General features: G+C 74.9%; 14 protein-coding genes. 4 read left to right on the top strand and 10 right to left on the bottom strand.

Annotation, left to right across the window (positions count from 1 at the left end; genetic code table 11):
* Positions 1-275: 275 nt before the first annotated feature.
* Together AB0O09_RS35720 and AB0O09_RS35715 are read left to right on the top strand one after the other, a co-directional pair.
* Positions 276-1,409, top strand: a complete 1,134-nt coding sequence (locus tag AB0O09_RS35720; RefSeq protein ID WP_363549245.1) for a ThiF family adenylyltransferase — start codon at positions 276-278, stop codon at positions 1,407-1,409.
* Positions 1,410-1,856: 447 nt separating this feature from the next.
* Positions 1,857-3,185 (top strand): AarF/ABC1/UbiB kinase family protein, encoded by a 1,329-nt coding sequence (locus AB0O09_RS35715; RefSeq protein ID WP_363549243.1) that lies wholly within the window; start codon positions 1,857-1,859, stop codon positions 3,183-3,185.
* Between the two features lie 161 nt (positions 3,186-3,346).
* Here the strand turns inward: AB0O09_RS35715 and AB0O09_RS35710 are convergent, their stop codons facing one another.
* The 4 genes from AB0O09_RS35710 to AB0O09_RS35695 all read right to left on the bottom strand — a co-directional run bounded on the left by AB0O09_RS35710 (position 3,347) and on the right by AB0O09_RS35695 (position 7,302).
* Positions 3,347-3,757 carry a hypothetical protein gene (locus tag AB0O09_RS35710; protein WP_363549241.1) on the bottom strand — a complete coding sequence of 137 codons (411 nt, stop codon included), beginning with the start codon at positions 3,755-3,757 and terminating at the stop codon, positions 3,347-3,349.
* Entirely contained in the window at positions 3,754-4,110 is a 357-nt protein-coding gene (locus AB0O09_RS35705; RefSeq protein WP_317634108.1) for a WhiB family transcriptional regulator, read from the bottom strand. The genes AB0O09_RS35710 and AB0O09_RS35705 overlap by 4 nt, the downstream gene beginning before the upstream one ends.
* Before the next feature lie 175 nt (positions 4,111-4,285).
* Positions 4,286-4,738, bottom strand: a complete 453-nt coding sequence (locus tag AB0O09_RS35700) for a hypothetical protein (protein WP_363549238.1) — start codon at positions 4,736-4,738, stop codon at positions 4,286-4,288.
* A 323-nt stretch (positions 4,739-5,061) separates the two neighbouring features.
* Positions 5,062-7,302, bottom strand: a complete 2,241-nt coding sequence (locus AB0O09_RS35695) for an ATP-dependent DNA helicase UvrD2 (protein ID WP_363549267.1) — start codon at positions 7,300-7,302, stop codon at positions 5,062-5,064.
* Between the two features lie 261 nt (positions 7,303-7,563).
* Here AB0O09_RS35695 and AB0O09_RS35690 point away from each other — a divergent pair, with 261 nt between their 5' ends.
* The gene (locus AB0O09_RS35690) at positions 7,564-7,821 is read left to right on the top strand and encodes a mycoredoxin (protein WP_030274906.1); all 258 of its coding nucleotides are present in this window, start codon (positions 7,564-7,566) and stop codon (positions 7,819-7,821) included.
* Positions 7,822-7,945: 124 nt separating this feature from the next.
* Here AB0O09_RS35690 and AB0O09_RS35685 read toward each other — a convergent pair whose 3' ends face one another.
* The 6 genes from AB0O09_RS35685 to AB0O09_RS35660 all read right to left on the bottom strand — a co-directional run bounded on the left by AB0O09_RS35685 (position 7,946) and on the right by AB0O09_RS35660 (position 15,816).
* Positions 7,946-8,770: a GntR family transcriptional regulator gene (locus tag AB0O09_RS35685; protein WP_363549235.1), complete on the bottom strand. Its 825-nt coding sequence runs from the start codon at positions 8,768-8,770 to the stop codon at positions 7,946-7,948.
* Positions 8,771-9,085: 315 nt separating this feature from the next.
* Positions 9,086-10,018 carry an NAD(+) diphosphatase gene (nudC, locus tag AB0O09_RS35680; protein ID WP_363549233.1) on the bottom strand — a complete coding sequence of 311 codons (933 nt, stop codon included), beginning with the start codon at positions 10,016-10,018 and terminating at the stop codon, positions 9,086-9,088.
* A 51-nt stretch (positions 10,019-10,069) separates the two neighbouring features.
* Positions 10,070-11,464 (bottom strand): dipeptidase, encoded by a 1,395-nt coding sequence (locus AB0O09_RS35675; protein ID WP_363549230.1) that lies wholly within the window; start codon positions 11,462-11,464, stop codon positions 10,070-10,072.
* Between the two features lie 117 nt (positions 11,465-11,581).
* The gene (locus AB0O09_RS35670) at positions 11,582-14,431 is read right to left on the bottom strand and encodes an FtsX-like permease family protein (protein WP_363549227.1); all 2,850 of its coding nucleotides are present in this window, start codon (positions 14,429-14,431) and stop codon (positions 11,582-11,584) included.
* Complete coding sequence (locus AB0O09_RS35665; RefSeq protein WP_363549224.1) at positions 14,428-15,195, bottom strand: ABC transporter ATP-binding protein; 768 nt, start codon at positions 15,193-15,195, stop codon at positions 14,428-14,430. Before AB0O09_RS35665 ends, AB0O09_RS35670 begins: the two co-directional genes overlap by 4 nt.
* Positions 15,196-15,216: 21 nt before the next feature.
* The gene (locus AB0O09_RS35660; protein ID WP_344625581.1) at positions 15,217-15,816 is read right to left on the bottom strand and encodes a PadR family transcriptional regulator; all 600 of its coding nucleotides are present in this window, start codon (positions 15,814-15,816) and stop codon (positions 15,217-15,219) included.
* 93 nt (positions 15,817-15,909) lie between these two features.
* Here AB0O09_RS35660 and AB0O09_RS35655 point away from each other — a divergent pair, with 93 nt between their 5' ends.
* On the top strand, positions 15,910-16,881 hold the full coding sequence (locus AB0O09_RS35655) for an endonuclease/exonuclease/phosphatase family protein (protein WP_363549221.1): 972 nt from the start codon (positions 15,910-15,912) through the stop codon (positions 16,879-16,881).
* The last annotated feature ends 108 nt before the right edge of the window (positions 16,882-16,989 follow it).

Below are 16,989 nucleotides of genomic sequence, written 5' to 3'. Positions count from 1 at the left end.
GGACAGATCGGTGCCGTCGGGGCCGCCGGCCGGGTGCAGGGTCGGCGCACACCGGGCGAACGGAAGTTGTCCACAGGGTGTACGCACAGATGGTCGTACAAGCCGACCGGGCCTGTGGACAACGCGTTTCACGGGCCTGCGCCGCCTCGGGCATCCTGCCGTCGGCGGGGTCACCCACCTGGCCCCGGCGCCCCTCCCGCGCCCGCACCCCGCCGCACCCGTTCGCCTCCACCGTCCGCCCGCACGCCCGCACCGGAGTGACGCCCATGCGCCCGATGCTCAAACCCGGACTCGCCCGCCTCAGGCGGGACGAGCTGACCCTCCAGTTCGGCACCGTCCGCCGGTACGCCCGGCTGGTCGAGCAGGCCGACGCCGCCGTCGCGGCCTTCCTCGACCTCGTGGACGGCACCCGCGACACCCCGGAGCTGCTCGCGGCCGGCGAGCGGCTCGGCCTCGACCCCGGCCTGGCGCGGGCCCTGCTCGACTCGCTGGCCGACGGCGAGCTGCTGGACGACGCCGAGGCCGTCGCGCGGGCGCTGGAGGGCTTCCCGCAGCCGCAGCGGGAGGTCCTGGGGCCGGATGCGGCGGGCCTCTCCCTCGTCCACCCCGAGCCGGGCGAGGCCGCCGAGGTGCTCGCCGCCCGCCGGCGGGCCCGGGTGGAGGTCCGCGGTGCCGGACGGGTCGGGGCGGCGCTGGCCGCCGTCCTGTCGGCGGGCGGCATCGGCGCCGTGACGGTGGCCGACGGCGGCCGGGTCGAACCGGGGGACTGCTCCCCCGCCGGGATCCCGCCCACCGACGTCGGACGGCTGCGCAGCACCGCGGCCCGGGAGGCCGTGCTGCGGGCCGCCGCGGCGGCCCCGGCCGAGCGGCACCGCCCCGCCCCGGTCGCGGCCGGGCCGCCCGCCCTGGTCGTCCTGGCGCCCCGCGACGGCGCCGGTGCCTGGACGGGCCGCGCCGTGGAGGCGCACGAGCTGGCCCGGGCGGGCGTGCCGCACCTCTACGTGGGCGTGCTGGAGCACCTGGGCGTGGTCGGGCCGCTGGTGGTGCCCGGGTCGTCCGCGTGCGGCGGCTGCGCCGCGCTCACCCGGGCCGACGAGGACGAGGGCTGGCCCGGGCTGCTGGCCCAGCTGGAGGGCACCGGCACGGGCCCGGGCCGCCGCCCCGCCTGCGACAGCGCGCTGGCCACCGCGGTCGCCGGGCTGGCCGCGCTGCAGGCGCAGCTCTTCCTGGACGGGGTGCTGCCGCCGAGCGTGGACGGCTGGTGCGAGCTCTCCGCGGCGGACGGCATGGTGCGGCGGCTGAGGCTGCCCGCCCATCCCTCCTGCGGGTGCCAGTGGCCGGGCGGACGGCCACCGCTGGCCGTCCCGGGTGCGGGCGCGTGCTCGGGCGCGGGCCGGGGCGGGACATGACCGCTCCCGCGGCCGTCCGGACGGCTCCGACCGCGACCGGCACCGCCCGGGGGCGTCATTCGTCCGGGCCTGCACCCGCGACCGGATCCCACGCACACCTCGGGCGGCTCCCCGATCGGCAGGCTCCCCGTCCGGACGACTCGCCCGGCGGGCCGGTCCCTCGTTCGGGCGGCCGGCCGTCCGGGCCGTCCGCCGGGGCCTCCCCCGGGCGGGTGAACCCGTGCGGCCGGCCCGCCCGCGACGGCCCTCCGGTGGGCCGCGGGGGTGAATCGTGCCGGGCGCGCCTCCCCTTCCGGTTGCGCGCCCGAATGCCAGTCCGGATGATTCGCCGGATCCGGGGTGCCGAGCGGGCACAATGGCGTGGTGACCACTGCCCGGCGGCAGGCCGTGTCCGGTGCTCCGCACCGGGCCGCCCCGGCGGGCGCGATCCGACTGGGAGGCCCCGGGGTGAGCGATCTTCCGCGCAAGGCCGTGACGCGGACGGCGCGGCTGGCGGCGCTGCCGCTCGGCTTCGCCACCCGTGCCACGCTCGGGCTGGGCAAGCGGCTGGGCGGCCGACCGGCCGAGGAGGTCACCGCCGAACTCCAGCAGCGCACCGCCGAGCAGCTGTTCTCGACGCTCGGTCAGCTCAAGGGCGGTGCCATGAAGTTCGGCCAGGCACTGTCCGTCTTCGAGTCGGCGCTGCCGGAGGACGTGGCGGGCCCCTACCGGGCCGCGCTGACGAAGCTCCAGGACTCGGCCCCGGCGATGCCGGCGGCCACCGTGCACCGGGTGATGGCGGAGCAGATCGGCGCGGACTGGCGGGACAGGTTCCGCAGCTTCGACGACCGGCCGGCCGCCGCGGCGTCCATCGGCCAGGTGCACCGTGCGGTCTGGCACGACGGCCGGTCGGTCGCCGTCAAGGTGCAGTACCCGGGCGCCGGGGACGCCCTGCTCAGCGACCTCGGCCAGCTGGCCCGGCTCGCCCGGGTGCTGGGCCCGCTGATCCCCGGGATGGACATGAAGCCGCTGATCGCCGAGATGCGGGCGCGGGTCGCGGAGGAGCTGGACTACGGCCTGGAGGCCGAGGCCCAGCGGGCCCACGCGGTCGAGTTCGCCGACGACCCGGACATCGCCGTGCCGCAGGTGGTCGACCGGTCCGGGCAGGTGCTGGTCACCGAGTGGATGGACGGCACGCCGCTGGCCCGGGTGATCGCCTCGGGCTCGCCGGAGGAGCGGGACCGGGCCGGTCAGCTGCTGGCCCGTTTCCTGTTCGCCGGGCCGAGCCGCACCGGCCTGCTGCACGCCGACCCGCACCCGGGCAACTTCCGGCTGCTGGGCGACGGCGGCCCGGTGGAGGAGCGGCGGCTCGGCGTCCTCGACTTCGGCACGGTGGACCGGCTGCCGGGCGGGCTGCCGGAGCCGATCGGCACCTCGCTGCGGCTCGCCCTGGCCGGGGAGGCCGGCGCCGTCTACGACCTGCTCCGCCAGGAGGGCTTCGTCCGGCCCACCATCACGCTGGACCCGGACGCGGTGCTGGACTACCTGCTGCCGATCATCGAGCCGACCCGGGTCGAGGAGTTCACCTTCACCCGGGACTGGATGCGCGCGCAGGCGGCCCGGATCGCCGATCCCCGCTCGCCCGCCTACAACCTCGGCAAGCAGCTCAACCTGCCGCCGTCGTACCTGCTGATCCACCGGGTGACGCTGAGCACGATCGGCGTGCTCTGCCAGCTGGGCGCGACCGTGCGGATGCACGAGGAACTGACCGCCTGGCTGCCGGGCTTCACCGACTGACGCACCGCAGGACGCGCCCGCGCGCCGCGTCCGCACCCGCGAACGGCGACGGCCGCCCCCTTCCGCAGGGGGGCGGCCGTCGTTCGTCGTGTTCTGCCTGGTCCATGGACGGGCCGCGCCGTTCCCGGGATCGGGGGTCCCGGGGGTGGGGCGGCGGTCCGTCACATCAGGGCGGCGGCAAGCGCCCTGCGGGCGCGCAGCGAGGCGATCTCGGCCTTCCGCCGGAGGCGGACGGCCCGTGCGACGCGCGCGCCGAGGCGTTGGCGCTCGGCCTCGCGGATGCGTTCGTGCATATGGGCGCGGGCCAGGGATTCCTGGAGGAGATGCATGTCGAAGTTCCTGTTCCGGATCTGGAGTTCGGCGTTCTGCTCGAAGCTGACGGTGTGATCGGCGACGGGGGTCATGTGGTGGTCCTGCTCGTGGTGCGTGCTCGGGAAGGGGCGCTGGGCTCGGGCATCGGCCTTGGCGGCGGCGATGCGTACGGAGCGGCGCAGGGAGTTGTCCTGCGGGGGCTGCTCTCCCCGTCGGACTCCTGCGGTTCCGTGACCGGAGGACATGTCGGCGGTGATCACGCCATGACCTCGGTCTTGCGCGGACGGCCCCGCGGACGCTTGCGGGCCACGACCACGCCCTGCACGAAGAGCTCGCCGCCCCAGACGCCCCACGGCTCGCGCCGCTCCAGCGCACCGGCCAGGCAGGCCTCCTTCACCGGGCAGGTGCCGCAGAGGGACTTGGCGTACTCGACGTCCGCCGGCGTCTCGGCGAAGAACACCTCCGGGTCGAAGGCGCGGCACGGGATGGTGCGGCCGAGGGCGTCGGCCTCGTCGAGCGAGTTGAGCTGCTGCATCAGGGAAACCTCCGGGGGGTCGGCCTGGTCGGCCTTGGTGAACTTGTCTGTCGGTACGGACGGGAGGGGCGGTGTGATGACCGTGGACACTTCTTCCTCGTCTTTTCTCAGTGGTTCCGGTCCTGGCGGCTGGTGGGCCGGACCGGAGGTCCCGGAGGACCTGGGTTCGTCTTGACGTACCGGACAAAACAGAAGGGCCGCGGATCCCGGTGGTGACGGGTTCCGCGGCCCTGGAGACCGACCTGAGGCTGACTCAGGTTCGTTCACTCCAGGGTGCTGGGCCGCGGAAGGCCCTCATCCGGATGGCCTGGGCGCCCGTGTGGGCGGCCTGGGCCTGGTTGATCAGCTGCTCGTCCTGCTTGGCTGCTCCGGCACCGGAGACGCGCACATAGCCGCCATGCATGGCTGCCACTGCCACTGCCTTCGGTGCCTGGGTCGGTCGCTCGTCGCGCAGCTCGAGGCCGCCGCCGAAGATCGCCCAGTCACGGGACAGACCCGTCTCGAAGGAATCGGCGCCGCCGAGGCCAGTGAAGCCGGAGCCACTGACAACGGAGACATCGGTGCCCTGGAGACCCAGCCCGTTTTCGGCCAGAACGACCACGCCGCGCAGACGCGAGGCGGCGGTCGAGGTGCCACGGGTGCCGAACATCGAGGGAGCGCACGCGGGCATGGCGAAAACGGTCTGGCCAGTCAGTTTGGTGATCATCTTCGTGGTTCCCACTGTCTTCGCCTCCTCTCGGCGTCTCGCGGTGCCCAGTCCCCCGGGCCCCGGTGTTCGGATGTTGGTCGGTCCTGCTGGTGAAGCTCTGTGGTGCTCGGTGATGCGTGGTGCTGCTGTGTGGAGCTGTATGGAGCTGTGGCGGCCGGCGGATCCTTGCGGACCCCGGCCATGCTCGAACGGCACGCGGAAGGTGACCTTCCACGGCCTTGCGATCTCGTCCCCTTGACCGCTCCGGCAGGCTATTGCGCGCGGCGTACGGGGCGCAAACTATTTTTCCGGCGAGTTCCGGAGTGATCTCCGCGAGCGGCTCAGGCCGGCTCGGTCGGCTCCCCCACGAGCCCGTCCGCGGCCTCATCGGCGACCACGTCCACGAGCTCTTCCCCCGCGCACAACGACAGCACAGCTGCGCCGTACTTGTCCAGTTTCATGGCGCCCACCCCGGAGATCCGGGACAGTTCGCGCTCGTCCGCCGGGACGTCCTCGGCGATCGCCATCAGGGTCGCGTCGGTGAACACCACGTACGCCGGCGCGCCCTGCTTCTTCGCCTGGGCGGCCCGCCAGGCACGCAGCCGCTCGTACAGGGCCTCGTCCATCGAGGAGGGACAGCCCTCGCAGCGGCGCAGCTTGCGCTCGACCGCCTCGGTGAGGGTGCGGCCGCAGACCCGGCAGGTGACCGGCCCGCGCGGGGCGCGGCGGGAGGCCCGGGACTCGCCGTGCTCGACGCCGCCCCGCCCGCCGCGGGAGCCGGCCCGGGCGGTGCCGGAGCCGGGCCGCAGGCCGTCCAGGAAGCGGGTGGGGCGGCGGCTCGCCCGGCCGCCCGGGGAGCGCGAGAGCGCCCAGGAGAGCGACAGGTGCTGCCGTGCGCGGGTCACGCCCACGTAGAGCAGCCGGCGCTCCTCCTCGATCTGCTCGTCGGTCTTGGCGTAGATGATCGGCAGGGTGCCCTCGCTGAGGCCGACGAGGAAGACGGCGTCCCACTCCAGGCCCTTCGCGGCGTGCAGCGAGGCCAGCGTGACGCCCTCGACGGCGGGGGCGTGCTGGGCCGCGGCCCGGGCGTCGAGCTCGGCGACGTAGGCGGCGAGGTCGGTGCTCTCGCCCGCCCGGCGGCGGCCGGCCTCGAACTCCTCGGCGAGCCGGACGAGCGCGGCCAGCGACTCCCAGCGCTCGCGGACGGCGCCGGAGCCGGCCGGCGGGGTGGCGGTGAAGCCGCGGGTCGCGAGCACCGCGCGGACCTGGCCGGCCAGGTCGGGCTCGTCGGCGGTCAGCGGGTCGGAGGCGGCCCGGGCCGCGCCCTTGAGCAGCACGCCGGCCTCGCGGACCTCGGGCCGCTCGAAGAACCGCTCGGCGCCCTTCAGCTGGTAGGGCAGGCCGAGGTCGGAGAGGGCCTGCTCGTAGACCTCGGACTGGCCGTTGGTGCGGAACAGCACGGCGATCTCGCTGGCCCGCACGCCGCCGTCCAGCAGCTTGCGGATGCGGTGCGCGGTCGACTCCGCCTCGGTCGGCTCGTCCGGGTACTCCGTGTACTCCGGCTCGGGCCCGGCCTCGCGCTGCGAGACCAGCTCCAGCCGGTGCTGGGCGGCCTGTCCGCGGGCCTGGGCGAGCAGCCCGTTGGCGAGGTGCACCACCTGCGGGCTGGAGCGGTAGTCGCGCACCAGCTTCACCACGGTGGCGTCCGGGTGCCGGGTGCGGAAGTGCAGCAGGTACTCGGGGGTCGCGCCGGTGAAGGAGTAGATGGTCTGGCTGGCGTCGCCGACCACGCAGAGGCTGGCGCCGCCGGCCGTCCACTGGTCCAGCAGGCGCTGCTGGAGCGGGGAGACGTCCTGGTACTCGTCCACGGTGAAGTGCCGGTACTGGGCGCGGACCCGCTCGGCGATCTCCGGCCGGTCCTCCAGGATCGCGGCGGTCAGCAGCAGCACGTCCTCGAAGTCGATCACCCCGCGGTCGCGCTTGGTCTGCTCGTACGTCGCGTAGACCCGGGCGATCTCGGCCGGGTCGCGCGGGGCCTCGCGGCCGGTCTTGGCGACGGCGGCCGGGTAGTCGTCCGGCACGATCTGGGTGACCTTGCACCACTCGATCTCGCCGGTGAGGTCGCGCAGCTCGGTGCGCTGCACCCGCAGGCCGGTGCGGGCGGCGGCCTCGGCGACCAGCTGGACCTTGCGCTCCAGCAGCCGCGGCACCTCGCCGCCGACCGCCCGCGGCCAGAAGTACTGGAGCTGGCGCAGCGCCGCCGAGTGGAAGGTGCGGGCCTGCACGCCGTCCGCGCCGAGCTGGCGCAGCCGCCCGCGCATCTCGCCCGCGGCGCGGGCGGTGAAGGTGACGGCGAGGACCTGCTGGGGCTGGTAGACGCCGCTGCGCACGCCGTAGGCGATCCGGTGGGTGATCGCCCGGGTCTTGCCGGTGCCGGCGCCCGCGAGCACGCAGACGGGCCCGGTGAGGGCGGTGGCGACGGCGCGCTGCTCGGGGTCGAGTCCGGCGAGCACCGCGTCGGCGCCGGCGGGGGCGGCGCCGTAGGAGTCGTACGGGTCGTACGGGTCGCACGGGCCGGACATGCCCGAGAGCTCTTCCTGCATGGCTACCATCCTCTCAGCCCGGCGGGCGGTGCGGACCGGACCGCACATCCTGGCAGCCGGCGGTGACAGCGGCCGGGTTCTCCACAGGCGCGGCGCCGCGGCCGGCCGCCGCGGTGCGACGATCGGTCCGCCACCCGGCGTGTGGCCTTCCGCACGCGCCGGGCGCGTGCGGAATGCCGGATGCACGTCGGGCGTTGGGATCCCTGACCGTCCGCCCCCTCTCCGAAGGAGCACGCCGCCATGTCCGGCACCGTCACGATGTACAGCACGACCTGGTGCGGGTACTGCAACCGCCTCAAGAGCCAGCTTGAGCGCGAGGGCATTTCCTACACCGAGATCAACATCGAGCTGGACCCGGCCTCGGCGAGCTTCGTGGAGTCGGTGAACAACGGCAACCAGACCGTGCCGACCGTGCTGGTCGAGCCGAAGAGCGGCGGCGAGCAGGTCGTGATGACCAACCCGAGCCTGCGCCAGGTCCAGGCGGCGCTGGCCGGCTGACGGCGCACCGGAACGCACGGGCGCACCGCACGCGTCCCGGCCCGGCCCCGGCGGAGGCCCTCCGCCGGGGCCGGGCCGCGTTCCGGGCCGGTCGGGCCGTGTTCCGTCCGGACGTCCGGGCCGGTCAGGAGACGCCGGCCGTCGTACGGGCGGGCGCCGTCGAGCCGGCCTGCGCCGTGCCGAGTCCGTAGAGCAGCCGGCAGCGGTCGGCCGCGTAGCGGGTCTCGACCACCCGGACGGGCCCGCGGGTGTCGCTGGTGACGCGGGTCTGCACCAGCAGCGGCACCCCGGGGCCGACCTCGAACCAGGCGGCCTCCTCCGGCCCCGGCATCCGGGCCACCAGCCGGTCGGCGGCGGCGGACTCGCAGCGCCCGATCGCGGTGAGCACCGTCTCGTCGCCGCCGGGCACCGGCTCCGGCTCCATCAGCGGCGTCCCCGCGGCGAGGCCCGCCCGGTAGTGGCTCTCCTCGATCGAGTACGGCTCGCGGTCGGTGAGCCGCAGCTGCCGGCGGACGACCACGGCCTCCCCGGGCAGCATGCCGAGCAGTTCGGCGATGTCGGCGCGGGCGCGCACCACGAGCATCTCGAAGTCGCAGGTGAGCCGGCGGCCGGCGGCCAGGGCCTCCTCGGCGTAGACCTCGGAGGGGGCGGCCAGGCAGTCCTGGGGGCCGGCGGCCTGCCGCGGTGGCCCGAAGGCCCGGTGGTCCAGCATCGGCTGCTGCTTCAGGTAGGTGCCCTTGCCCTGGAGACGGACCAGCCGCCCCTCGTTGACCAGGACGTCGACCGCGAGGCGCACGGTGTTGCGGGCGACGCCGTAGTGGTGCTCCAACTCGGTCTCGACGGGCAGCTGCGCCCCGCCCTGCCATTCGCCGGCCTCGATCCGGCGGCGCAGGTCGGCGGCGAGGCGCTGGTACTTGGGGGCGGGCACTCCGGCTCGGGGGATCGTCACACCGGTGAATGTAGTCAGCCGGGTTCCTGCATTTCAGGGAAACGGGCCAAGAACGTTGCCCGGAGGTTTCGACCGGGCGCGAACCGCGCACACGGGCGCACTCCGCCGCAGGTGGGCGCTGGTCCGAACGGCTTCGGTCGGACTCCGCACGAATATTGCCGCCGGAACGGAAGCCGGATGAAAGAAAATGGATTCCGAAGCAGAAAGGGGCGCGCGAACAATGTCCGCACGCCCCTTTCCGGGCAGTGACCCCGGCGCATCACCGGGGACGCTGCCGGGGCACGTCACCCGGGGCCGTCACTCGGGGTCGTCGGCCTACCAGCGGGCCGCCGCCGGCAGCGGCTCGCCGTACCAGAGCTCGACCAGGTGCCGGGCGATCGAGATCCCGGACGGCGGCAGGATCTCGCCGGCCGCCATACCCGCCGCCAGCTCCTCGCGGGAGAACCAGCGGGCCTCGGCGAGTTCCTCGCCGTCCACGGTGATCGCGGTGCCGGCCGGGTCGGCCCGGCCGACGAAGCCCAGCATCAGGCTGGACGGGAACGGCCAGGGCTGGCTCGCCACGTACTCGACGTCGGACACCCGCACGCCGGCCTCCTCGAAGACCTCGCGGGCGACCGCCTGCTCGATCGACTCGCCCGGCTCGACGAAGCCGGCCAGCGTGGACCAGCGGCCTTCCGGCCAGATCGCCTGACGCCCCAGCAGGCAGCGGTCCTGCTCGTCGGTGATCAGCATGATCACCGCCGGGTCGGTGCGCGGGTAGTGCTCGGCCGCGCAGGAGGTGCACCGGCGGACGTGCCCGGCGCCGGCCTTCTCGGTGCGGTGGCCGCAGCGCGAGCAGAAGCTGTGCAGCCGGTGCCAGTGCTCCAGGGCGACGGCGTGCACCAGCAGCCCGGCGTCCCGGTCCGAGAGCGAGGCGCCGACCTCGCGCAGCCCGGCCGGGCGGGCGTCGCCGTCCAGCCGGCCCGGCAGGCTCTCGCCGGCCAGCGCGAAGTAGGAGACGCCGTCCTCGTCGGTGCCGAGGTAGAAGCGGTCCCCGGTGTCCGGCGCCTCGAACGAGGGCAGCAGGACGAGCTCGCTGCCGAGCTCGGTGTCGACCACGAAGGCCTCGCCGCCGGCGATCGGCAGCACCTTGGTGGTCGGGTGGCTCCAGGCCGCGGCCAGCCACGGCTCGTCGAACCGGTGGTGCGCGGCACGGTCCACCCCGGCGCGGGCCAGGGCGAGGTGCCTGGTGTCAGACGCGCTGCTCAACTCGGTCCATCCCCGTTCGAAGTCGCATCTTCCGGATCGTCGTCACCCGGCTCACGGCCGGGTCCCGGCCAGCTCGCCCCACAGGTACGCCGAGGTCTCGACGCCCTTGCGCAGCAGGTCCAGCTCCACCTTCTCGTTGACGGAGTGCCAGCCGTCCGAGGGCACCGAGATGCCCAGGAACAGCACCGGCGCCCCGAGCACGTCCTGCAGGTCCGCGGCGGGGCCGGAGCCGCCCTCCCGGGTGAACAGGACCTTCTGCTCGAAGGCCCGGCCCATGGCCCGGACGACCGCCTGCAGCGCCGGGTGGTCCAGCGGCGTCAGGCAGGGCCGGGTCGCGCCGGGGAAGGCGATCTCGTAGCGGATGCCCTCCGGCACCTGCTCGGCCACCCAGGCGCGCACGGCCTCCCGGACCTTCTCCACCTCCTGGCCGGCGACCAGCCGGAAGGAGAGCTTGAGGTGGGCCTCGGACGGCACGATCGTCTTGCCGCCGGGCCCGGTGTAGCCGCCCCAGACGCCGTTGACCTCGGCCGTCGGGCGGGCCCAGATCCGCTCCAGGGTGGAGTAGCCGGCCTCGCCCTGGGTGCCGTACGACTTGGCGACCCGCAGCCACTGCGCCTCGTCGAAGGGCAGTTCGGCGAAGAGCTCGCGCTCGCGGTCGGTCAGCTCGACCACGCCGTCGTAGAAGCCGGGAACGGCGACCCTGCGGTCCGCGTCGTGCAGGGCGGCGGCCAGCGAGGCGGCCACCTCGGCCGGGTTGGGCACGGCGCCGCCGAACGAGCCGGAGTGGATGTCGGTGTCCGGGCCGAAGAAGTCGATCTGACAGTCGGCCAGGCCGCGCATGCCGGTGCAGACGGTCGGCTGGGTCTCGGACCACATGCCGGTGTCCGAGATGACCACCACGTCGGCGGCGAGCCGCTCGGCCTCGCGGCGCACCAGGGCGGCGAAGTTCGGCGAGCCGGACTCCTCCTCGCCCTCGATCAGCAGCTTGAGGTTGACCGCGGGGGCGGTGCGGCCGGTGGCCGCGAGGTGGGCGCGCACCCCGAGGGTGTGGAAGAAGACCTGGCCCTTGTCGTCGGCCGCGCCGCGGGCGAACAGTCGCCGGCCGACCACGGTCGGGGTGAACGGCTCGGTCTCCCAGCCGTCCTCCTTCGCGGCCGGCTGCACGTCGTGGTGCCCGTAGACCAGCACGGTCGGCGCGGACGCGTCCCCGGAGGGCCACTCGGCGAACACCGCGGGCAGCCCGTCGGTCTCCCACACCTCGGCCACCGGGAAGCCGGTGCTGCGCAGCGCCCCGGCCAGCCACTCGGCCGAGCGGCGGACGTCGCCGGCCCGGTCCGGGTCGGCGGAGACGGAGGGGATGCTCAGCCAGTCGGAGAGTTCCCGCAGGAATGCGGGCTCGTGCTCGTCGATGTAGGAGCGGACGACGCTGTCCGGGGTTTTCGTCATACGGACGACTTTAGTTCGCCCGGACGGGTGCGCGCCCCGCCCCGGTGCAGCAGCCGCCCGTAACCTCGGTCACCTCCCGCACCGGACGGGGCGGGAGGTGACCGGGGTGGGGGCGGGTCAGGCGGTGCGGCGGCCGAGCACCAGCCGGGAGCGGGTGAACAGCATCGCCAGCCCCACGGCCAGCAGCGGCAGGCCGACCAGGGTGACCGCGAGGTCCGTCCACGGGAAGGCGATCACGGCCTGGGCGGGCTTGATCATGCCGTACTGCGAGTTGTAGACCGCGGACGCCTCCATCTTGCGCAGGGCGACCGCCGGGATCACGCCGCAGACCGTGCCGAGCACGGTGCCCATCGCGGCGATCACCCCGCACTGGAAGCCGGACAGCCGGCGCCGGATGCCGCCGGTGGCACCGACCGCGGCCAGGGTGGCCAGGTCGCGCTGCGAGTCGGCGGCGGCGAGGCCGGTCGCGATGCCGGCGGCGCCGAGGGCGACCACGCCGGCGAAGCCGGTCAGGGCGAGCCCGGTGAGGGTCTGCTGCGAGCGGTAGCCGCGCTCGACCGTGACGGCGACGCCGTCGTCCAGCTTGGCCACCGCGGCGGACGCCTTCTGCTCCGCGCCGTCGGAGGGCGCCGCGGCCGGCCGCCAGACGCTGCCGGCCGGACGGGTGCTCAGGCCGAGCCGCTTGGCGGTCTCCGGGCTGACCAGCGCCTGGGCGGCCGGCGTCTCCGGCGCGGTGTAGACGGCGTCGACGGTGACGTGGTGCACGGTGGGCTTGCCGCTCGGCTCGGGGCTGAGGACGTCCTCCTTGGTCTCCGTCTGCTCCACGGTCAGGTCGAGGGTGATCTTCCCGTCCTTGATCAGCTTCCGGTCGAAGACCACCGCCCTGCCCTCGGCGAGGGCCTGCTCGGCGGCCGCGTCCCGCACGCCGAACATGTTGTGCAGCACGGTCGCGTCGCCGGCCGGGACGTAGCCGGCCATGCTGCCGTAGGTCGGCTCGTCGGCGCAGCGCCGGTCCTCGCGGAGGATCCGCTGGACCTCGTCGGTCGACATGCTCGCGCTTTCGACGTCCGGGTCCCGGACGGGGCAGCGCAGTTCCTTGGGGACGGACACCTCGACCCAGCCGCAGGACCGCTGCTGGCAGTTGCTGCCGTACTGAGTGGCCAACGGATCGGCGCGCGGGCCGATGTCGGGGATGGACCGTTCGACGGCGGAGCGCAGGGCGGTCAGGTCCGCCGTGGCGGTGCCCGGCCCCTGGTCCGCCATCAGCCGGACGGACCCGGCGGGCAGTTCGGCCCGGTACTGCTGACGCTGCTCCAGGTCGGAGCTGGCGGTGTAGATGCCGACCGCGACGGAGCCGGCGACCGCGGCCATCACGGCGGCGACGGCGGGGGCGGTGCGGCCGCGGTGGCGGACGGCGTCGCGCAGCGCGAGGCGGGGGCTGAGCGGCAGGTGGCGGCCGAGCCGGCCGAACAGGCCGACCAGCATCGGGGTGCAGGCGATCATGCCGAGTTCGGCGAGCGCCGATCCGCCGAGGGTGCCGAGGGTGCGGCCGGCGGCGCCGGTGAAGGTGCCGAGCAGGGCGAGCGCGGCACCGATGCCGACCACCACCAGGCCGACGACGGCGAGCCTGCGGCTCGGGGGCCGGACGGAGCCGCGCCCGGTGAGCGCCTCGACGACGTCCGTCCGGGCGGCCTGGAAGGCCGGGACGACCGCCGCGAGCAGGCCGGTGACCAGGCCGATCAGGGCGATGCAGAGCAGGTCCAGCGGCTGCAGGTCGAGGTGGCCGAAGCGCTGTCCGGCGGCCTCCTCCGCCCACGGGCGGAGCACCGCGACGGTGGCGACGGCGAGGACGACGCCGACCACGGCGCCGGCCAGGCCGAGCACCAGGCCGCCGCCGAGCACCACGGCCCGGACGTGCGAACGGTCTCCGCCGCCGGCGGCGAGCAGGCCGAGCTGGCGGCGCGAGCGGCGGGCGCCGACCGCGAAGGCGGGGCCGGCGAGCAGCACGATCTCCAGCAGCGCCATGCCGACCACGGTGCCGACGACGACCAGGCCGACCGCGTCGGCGCCCCCGAAGCCGCGCTGGTCCATGTCGACGTAGTAGGGCACCTGGGCGCGCGGCGGCGGGTCCGTGAGCACGGTGCGCGACGTCAGCCCGAGGCCGTACTTGTTGAGCTCCAGGACCTTCGGCCAGTCGAGGACGGCGCCGTGCGGCAGCTTGACGAGCCAGCGGTCGCCGCCGAAGCGGTCGCTCCGGTCGGCACCGCGGTTGGCGGCGTGCAGCGGGGCGACGAGCTCGCCCGGGCGGCCGATCAGGGTGACGGCCCCGAGCTCGCCGGGGAACTCGGCGACGGCGGTGATGTGGAAGGGCGTGCCGTCCAGGCCGTGCAGCACGGTGCGGTCGCCGACGTGCAGCCCGGACTTGTCGAGGAAGGCACGGGTGGCGGCGATCTCGTGCGCGCCGCTCGGGGCCCGGCCCTCGACGACGTTCAGCCGGCCGCGCCAGATCGGGTCGGTCAGGTCGGCCTCGGTGGTGTCGACGCCGAGGCGGCCCTCCTTGCTGGTGGCGGAGGCGTTCTCGCCCATCGGGAAGGGGACGAGCACGGTGCCCGGCGGCAGCAGTTCCCCGGCGAGGACCGCGGGATCGGTCTTCGCGCTGCGGACCTGCTCGGCGGTGGGCTTCTTGCCCTCCTCCACCGGAGCGCCCCAGCCGCCCTCCTCGGCGTTCGGCGGCTGGAGCACGATCGTGCCGCGGCCGAAGGAGTGCAGCAGTCCGTCGGCGCCGCCCATCACGCGGACGGCCTGCTCGGCGGGCTCCAGCTCGCCGCTGCGGTACATCACGTCGGCGCCGGCCACGCCGAGCACCGGCAGGGCGATCATGGCGAGGACGAGGGCGCTGCGGCCCTTGGCCCGCATGGCGTCGCGGCGGGCTATCCGCATCGCGGCCCGCCAGGAACGGAGGCTCACTCGCCCGGCCCCTTCACGCTGTTGGTGGCGGCGGTGACCAGCAGGCTCGCCGCGTCGCGGCTGACGCTCTGGTCGACCAGCCGGCCGTCGCGCAGGAAGACCACGCGGTCCGCCCAGGCCGCGTGCCGGGCCTCGTGGGTGACCATCATGGCGGCGGCGCCGGCGTCGCAGCGGGCGCGCAGCACGGCGAGGACGGCCTCGCCGGTGGTGGAGTCGAGGGCGCCGGTGGGCTCGTCGGCGAGGACGAGGCGGCGGTCGCCGATCAGGGCGCGGGCGATGGCGACGCGCTGCTGCTGGCCGCCGGACATGTCGTCGGGGAAGCGGTCGGCGAGCTCGGGGATGCCGAGCTCCTCCAGTGCGGCGAGCGCCTCGCGGCGGGCCGTCCGGCCGGAGACGCCGTCGAGCTCGCGCGGGAGGGAGATGTTCTCGGCGGCGGTGAGCGCCGGGATCAGGTTGTAGTCCTGGAAGACGTACCCGACCGAACGGCGCCGGACCTGGGCCTGCTGCTTGCGGGAGAGCTCGCCGAGCACGGCGCCCTCGACCAGCACGCGGCCGGAGGTGGGGCTGTCCAGTCCGCCGGCCAGGGTCAGCAGGGTGGACTTGCCGGAGCCGGAGGGGCCCATCACGGCGACCAGCTCGCCGGGGTGGACGACCAGTTCGACGCCGCGCAGGGCGTGCACCTCGGCGGCGCCGTGGCCGTGCACGCGGCTGACCTGGTCGAGGTGCAGCACGGGCGGCCGCGGTTCGGTGTGGGTGGTGCTCATGCTTCCCCCTGCTGTGGTGGGTCAGATGCGGGACCGGCGCGACCGGCCCGTGGTGGTGGCGGGCGGCGCGGGTGCGGGCGCCGGGACGGATCGGGAGGCGTGCTGGGCGAGACGGCTCTCGCAGTGGTCCAGCCAGCGGATCTCCGCCTCGGTCTGGAAGATCAGCTGCTCCAGGACGAGCAGCCAGGCGAGGTCGTTCTGCTGCTCGCCCGCGGTGAGCGCCTGGGCCTTGAGCCGGGTGTAGTCCTGCAGCGCCTTCATGCTGTGCCGGCGCTGGGACTGCACCACGGCCTGGACGTCGACGCCGGGGACGCCGACGGCCATCGCCAGCTTGATCGCGAGTTCGTCGCGGGGCGGATTGGTCCGGGGCACCGGGGAGTCGAACCACTGGCGCAGTTCCGTGCGTCCTGCCTCGGTGACGGCGTAGAAGAGGTGGCCCTCGTCGTCCTCGCCGGCGGGCTCCACGAGCCCGTCGCGCTCCAGGCGCCCCAGCGTGGTGTACACCTGGCCGACGTTCAGCGGCCAGGTCGCACCGGTGCGGGCCTCGAACTCGGAGCGCAGCTGGTAGCCGTACCGGGGGCCCTGGTCGAGGAGGGCGAGGAGACCATGACGGATCGACATACCGAGTATGTATACCCGGTATGCCCCGGAGCCTCAAGCCCCGCCGTCCCCGACCGGGCGGTCCGGGGCCGGACAGCGGGTACGGTCGGGGATGTGAGCCAGCTGCGCATCGCCACCTTCAACCTGCTCCACGGTCAGCCGCTCGCCGCCGACGGGGCGCCGCTGCCCTACCCGGCCGAGCCCGGCGCCCCGCTCGGCGACGCGATCGCCGAGCTCGACGCGGACGTCCTCGCCCTGCAGGAGGTCGACCGCCACCAGGAGCGCTCCGGCCTGGTCGACCAGGCCGCCGTCGCGGCCAAGGCGATGGGCGCCGCCGACTGGCGCTTCGCCGCCGCCCTGCACGGCAGACCCGCACCGCTGGCCGGCTGGCTGACCGACCCGGCGATGACCTCGCTGCAGGTCTACGGCCCCGCCGAGGTGGACACAGCCACCGGCCTGCCCTCCTACGGCACCGCCCTGCTGACCCGCCTTCCGGTCCGGCACTGGCGGGCCCGCCGGTTCGCCCCGGCACCGTTCGGCCTGCCGCTCCGGGTCGCCGGACGCCGCGGGCTGACCCCCGTCCCGGACGAGCCGCGGGCCGCGCTGGCCGCCGTGCTCGAGGGCCGGCACGGGCCGTTCACCGTGGTCGCCGCGCACCTGTCCTTCGTGCCCGGCTGGAACGTCTCGCAGCTGGCCGCGATCCGCCGCTGGATCGCCGACCTGCCCCGGCCCTACCTGGTGCTCGGCGACTTCAACCTGATCGGGGCCGTCCCGCGGACGGTGCTCGGCGGGGCCGCCGCACTGGACCGCACCACCGCCCGGGAACGGGTCCGCGAGGCCCGGGCCGCCCGCCGCACCCGGCTCGAACAGGACGGCGGTCGGCGGCGCCGGGTCCGCGAGCCGCGACCCCGCCCGCAGGGCTGGTACGACCTGGCGCGCACCCCCACCTACCCGTCCCACAAGCCGGCCGTGCAGTTCGACCACGTCCTCGGCGTCGGCGTCCCCCGCACCGCCGTCGGCCCCGCCGCGGCCCCCCGCACCGCCGTCTCCGACCACCGCCCCCTCGTCGTCGAGGTCGACCTGTAGAAGGCGCCACCGCCTCAGAAAGTGTTGGGTAATCGAGTGGTTACTGGTTCTTGAGGTCGTCGGCGAGGCGGCGGGCTGCTTCGGTCTCGATGGGGCCGTGTGGTTCGA

The organism is Kitasatospora sp. NPDC093679 (assembly GCF_040683455.1).
Lineage (GTDB): Bacteria > Actinomycetota > Actinomycetes > Streptomycetales > Streptomycetaceae > Kitasatospora > Kitasatospora arboriphila.
Note: the sequence above shows the minus strand (reverse complement) of the source record. Positions and strands in the feature narration are given on the sequence as shown.

What these genes read in the sequence shown, in the direction of transcription:
- AB0O09_RS35700 (WP_363549238.1), bottom strand. Translation starts at nt 4,738, where the DNA reads ATGATCACCAAACTGACTGGCCAGACCGTTTTCGCCATGCCCGCGTGC.
- AB0O09_RS35695 (WP_363549267.1), bottom strand. Translation starts at nt 7,302, where the DNA reads ATGTCCGGCCCGTGCGACCCGTACGACCCGTACGACTCCTACGGCGCC.
- AB0O09_RS35660 (WP_344625581.1), bottom strand. Translation starts at nt 15,816, where the DNA reads ATGTCGATCCGTCATGGTCTCCTCGCCCTCCTCGACCAGGGCCCCCGG.
- AB0O09_RS35665 (WP_363549224.1), bottom strand. Translation starts at nt 15,195, where the DNA reads ATGAGCACCACCCACACCGAACCGCGGCCGCCCGTGCTGCACCTCGAC.
- AB0O09_RS35690 (WP_030274906.1), top strand. Translation starts at nt 7,564, where the DNA reads ATGTCCGGCACCGTCACGATGTACAGCACGACCTGGTGCGGGTACTGC.
- AB0O09_RS35675 (WP_363549230.1), bottom strand. Translation starts at nt 11,464, where the DNA reads ATGACGAAAACCCCGGACAGCGTCGTCCGCTCCTACATCGACGAGCAC.
- AB0O09_RS35720 (WP_363549245.1), top strand. Translation starts at nt 276, where the DNA reads ATGCTCAAACCCGGACTCGCCCGCCTCAGGCGGGACGAGCTGACCCTC.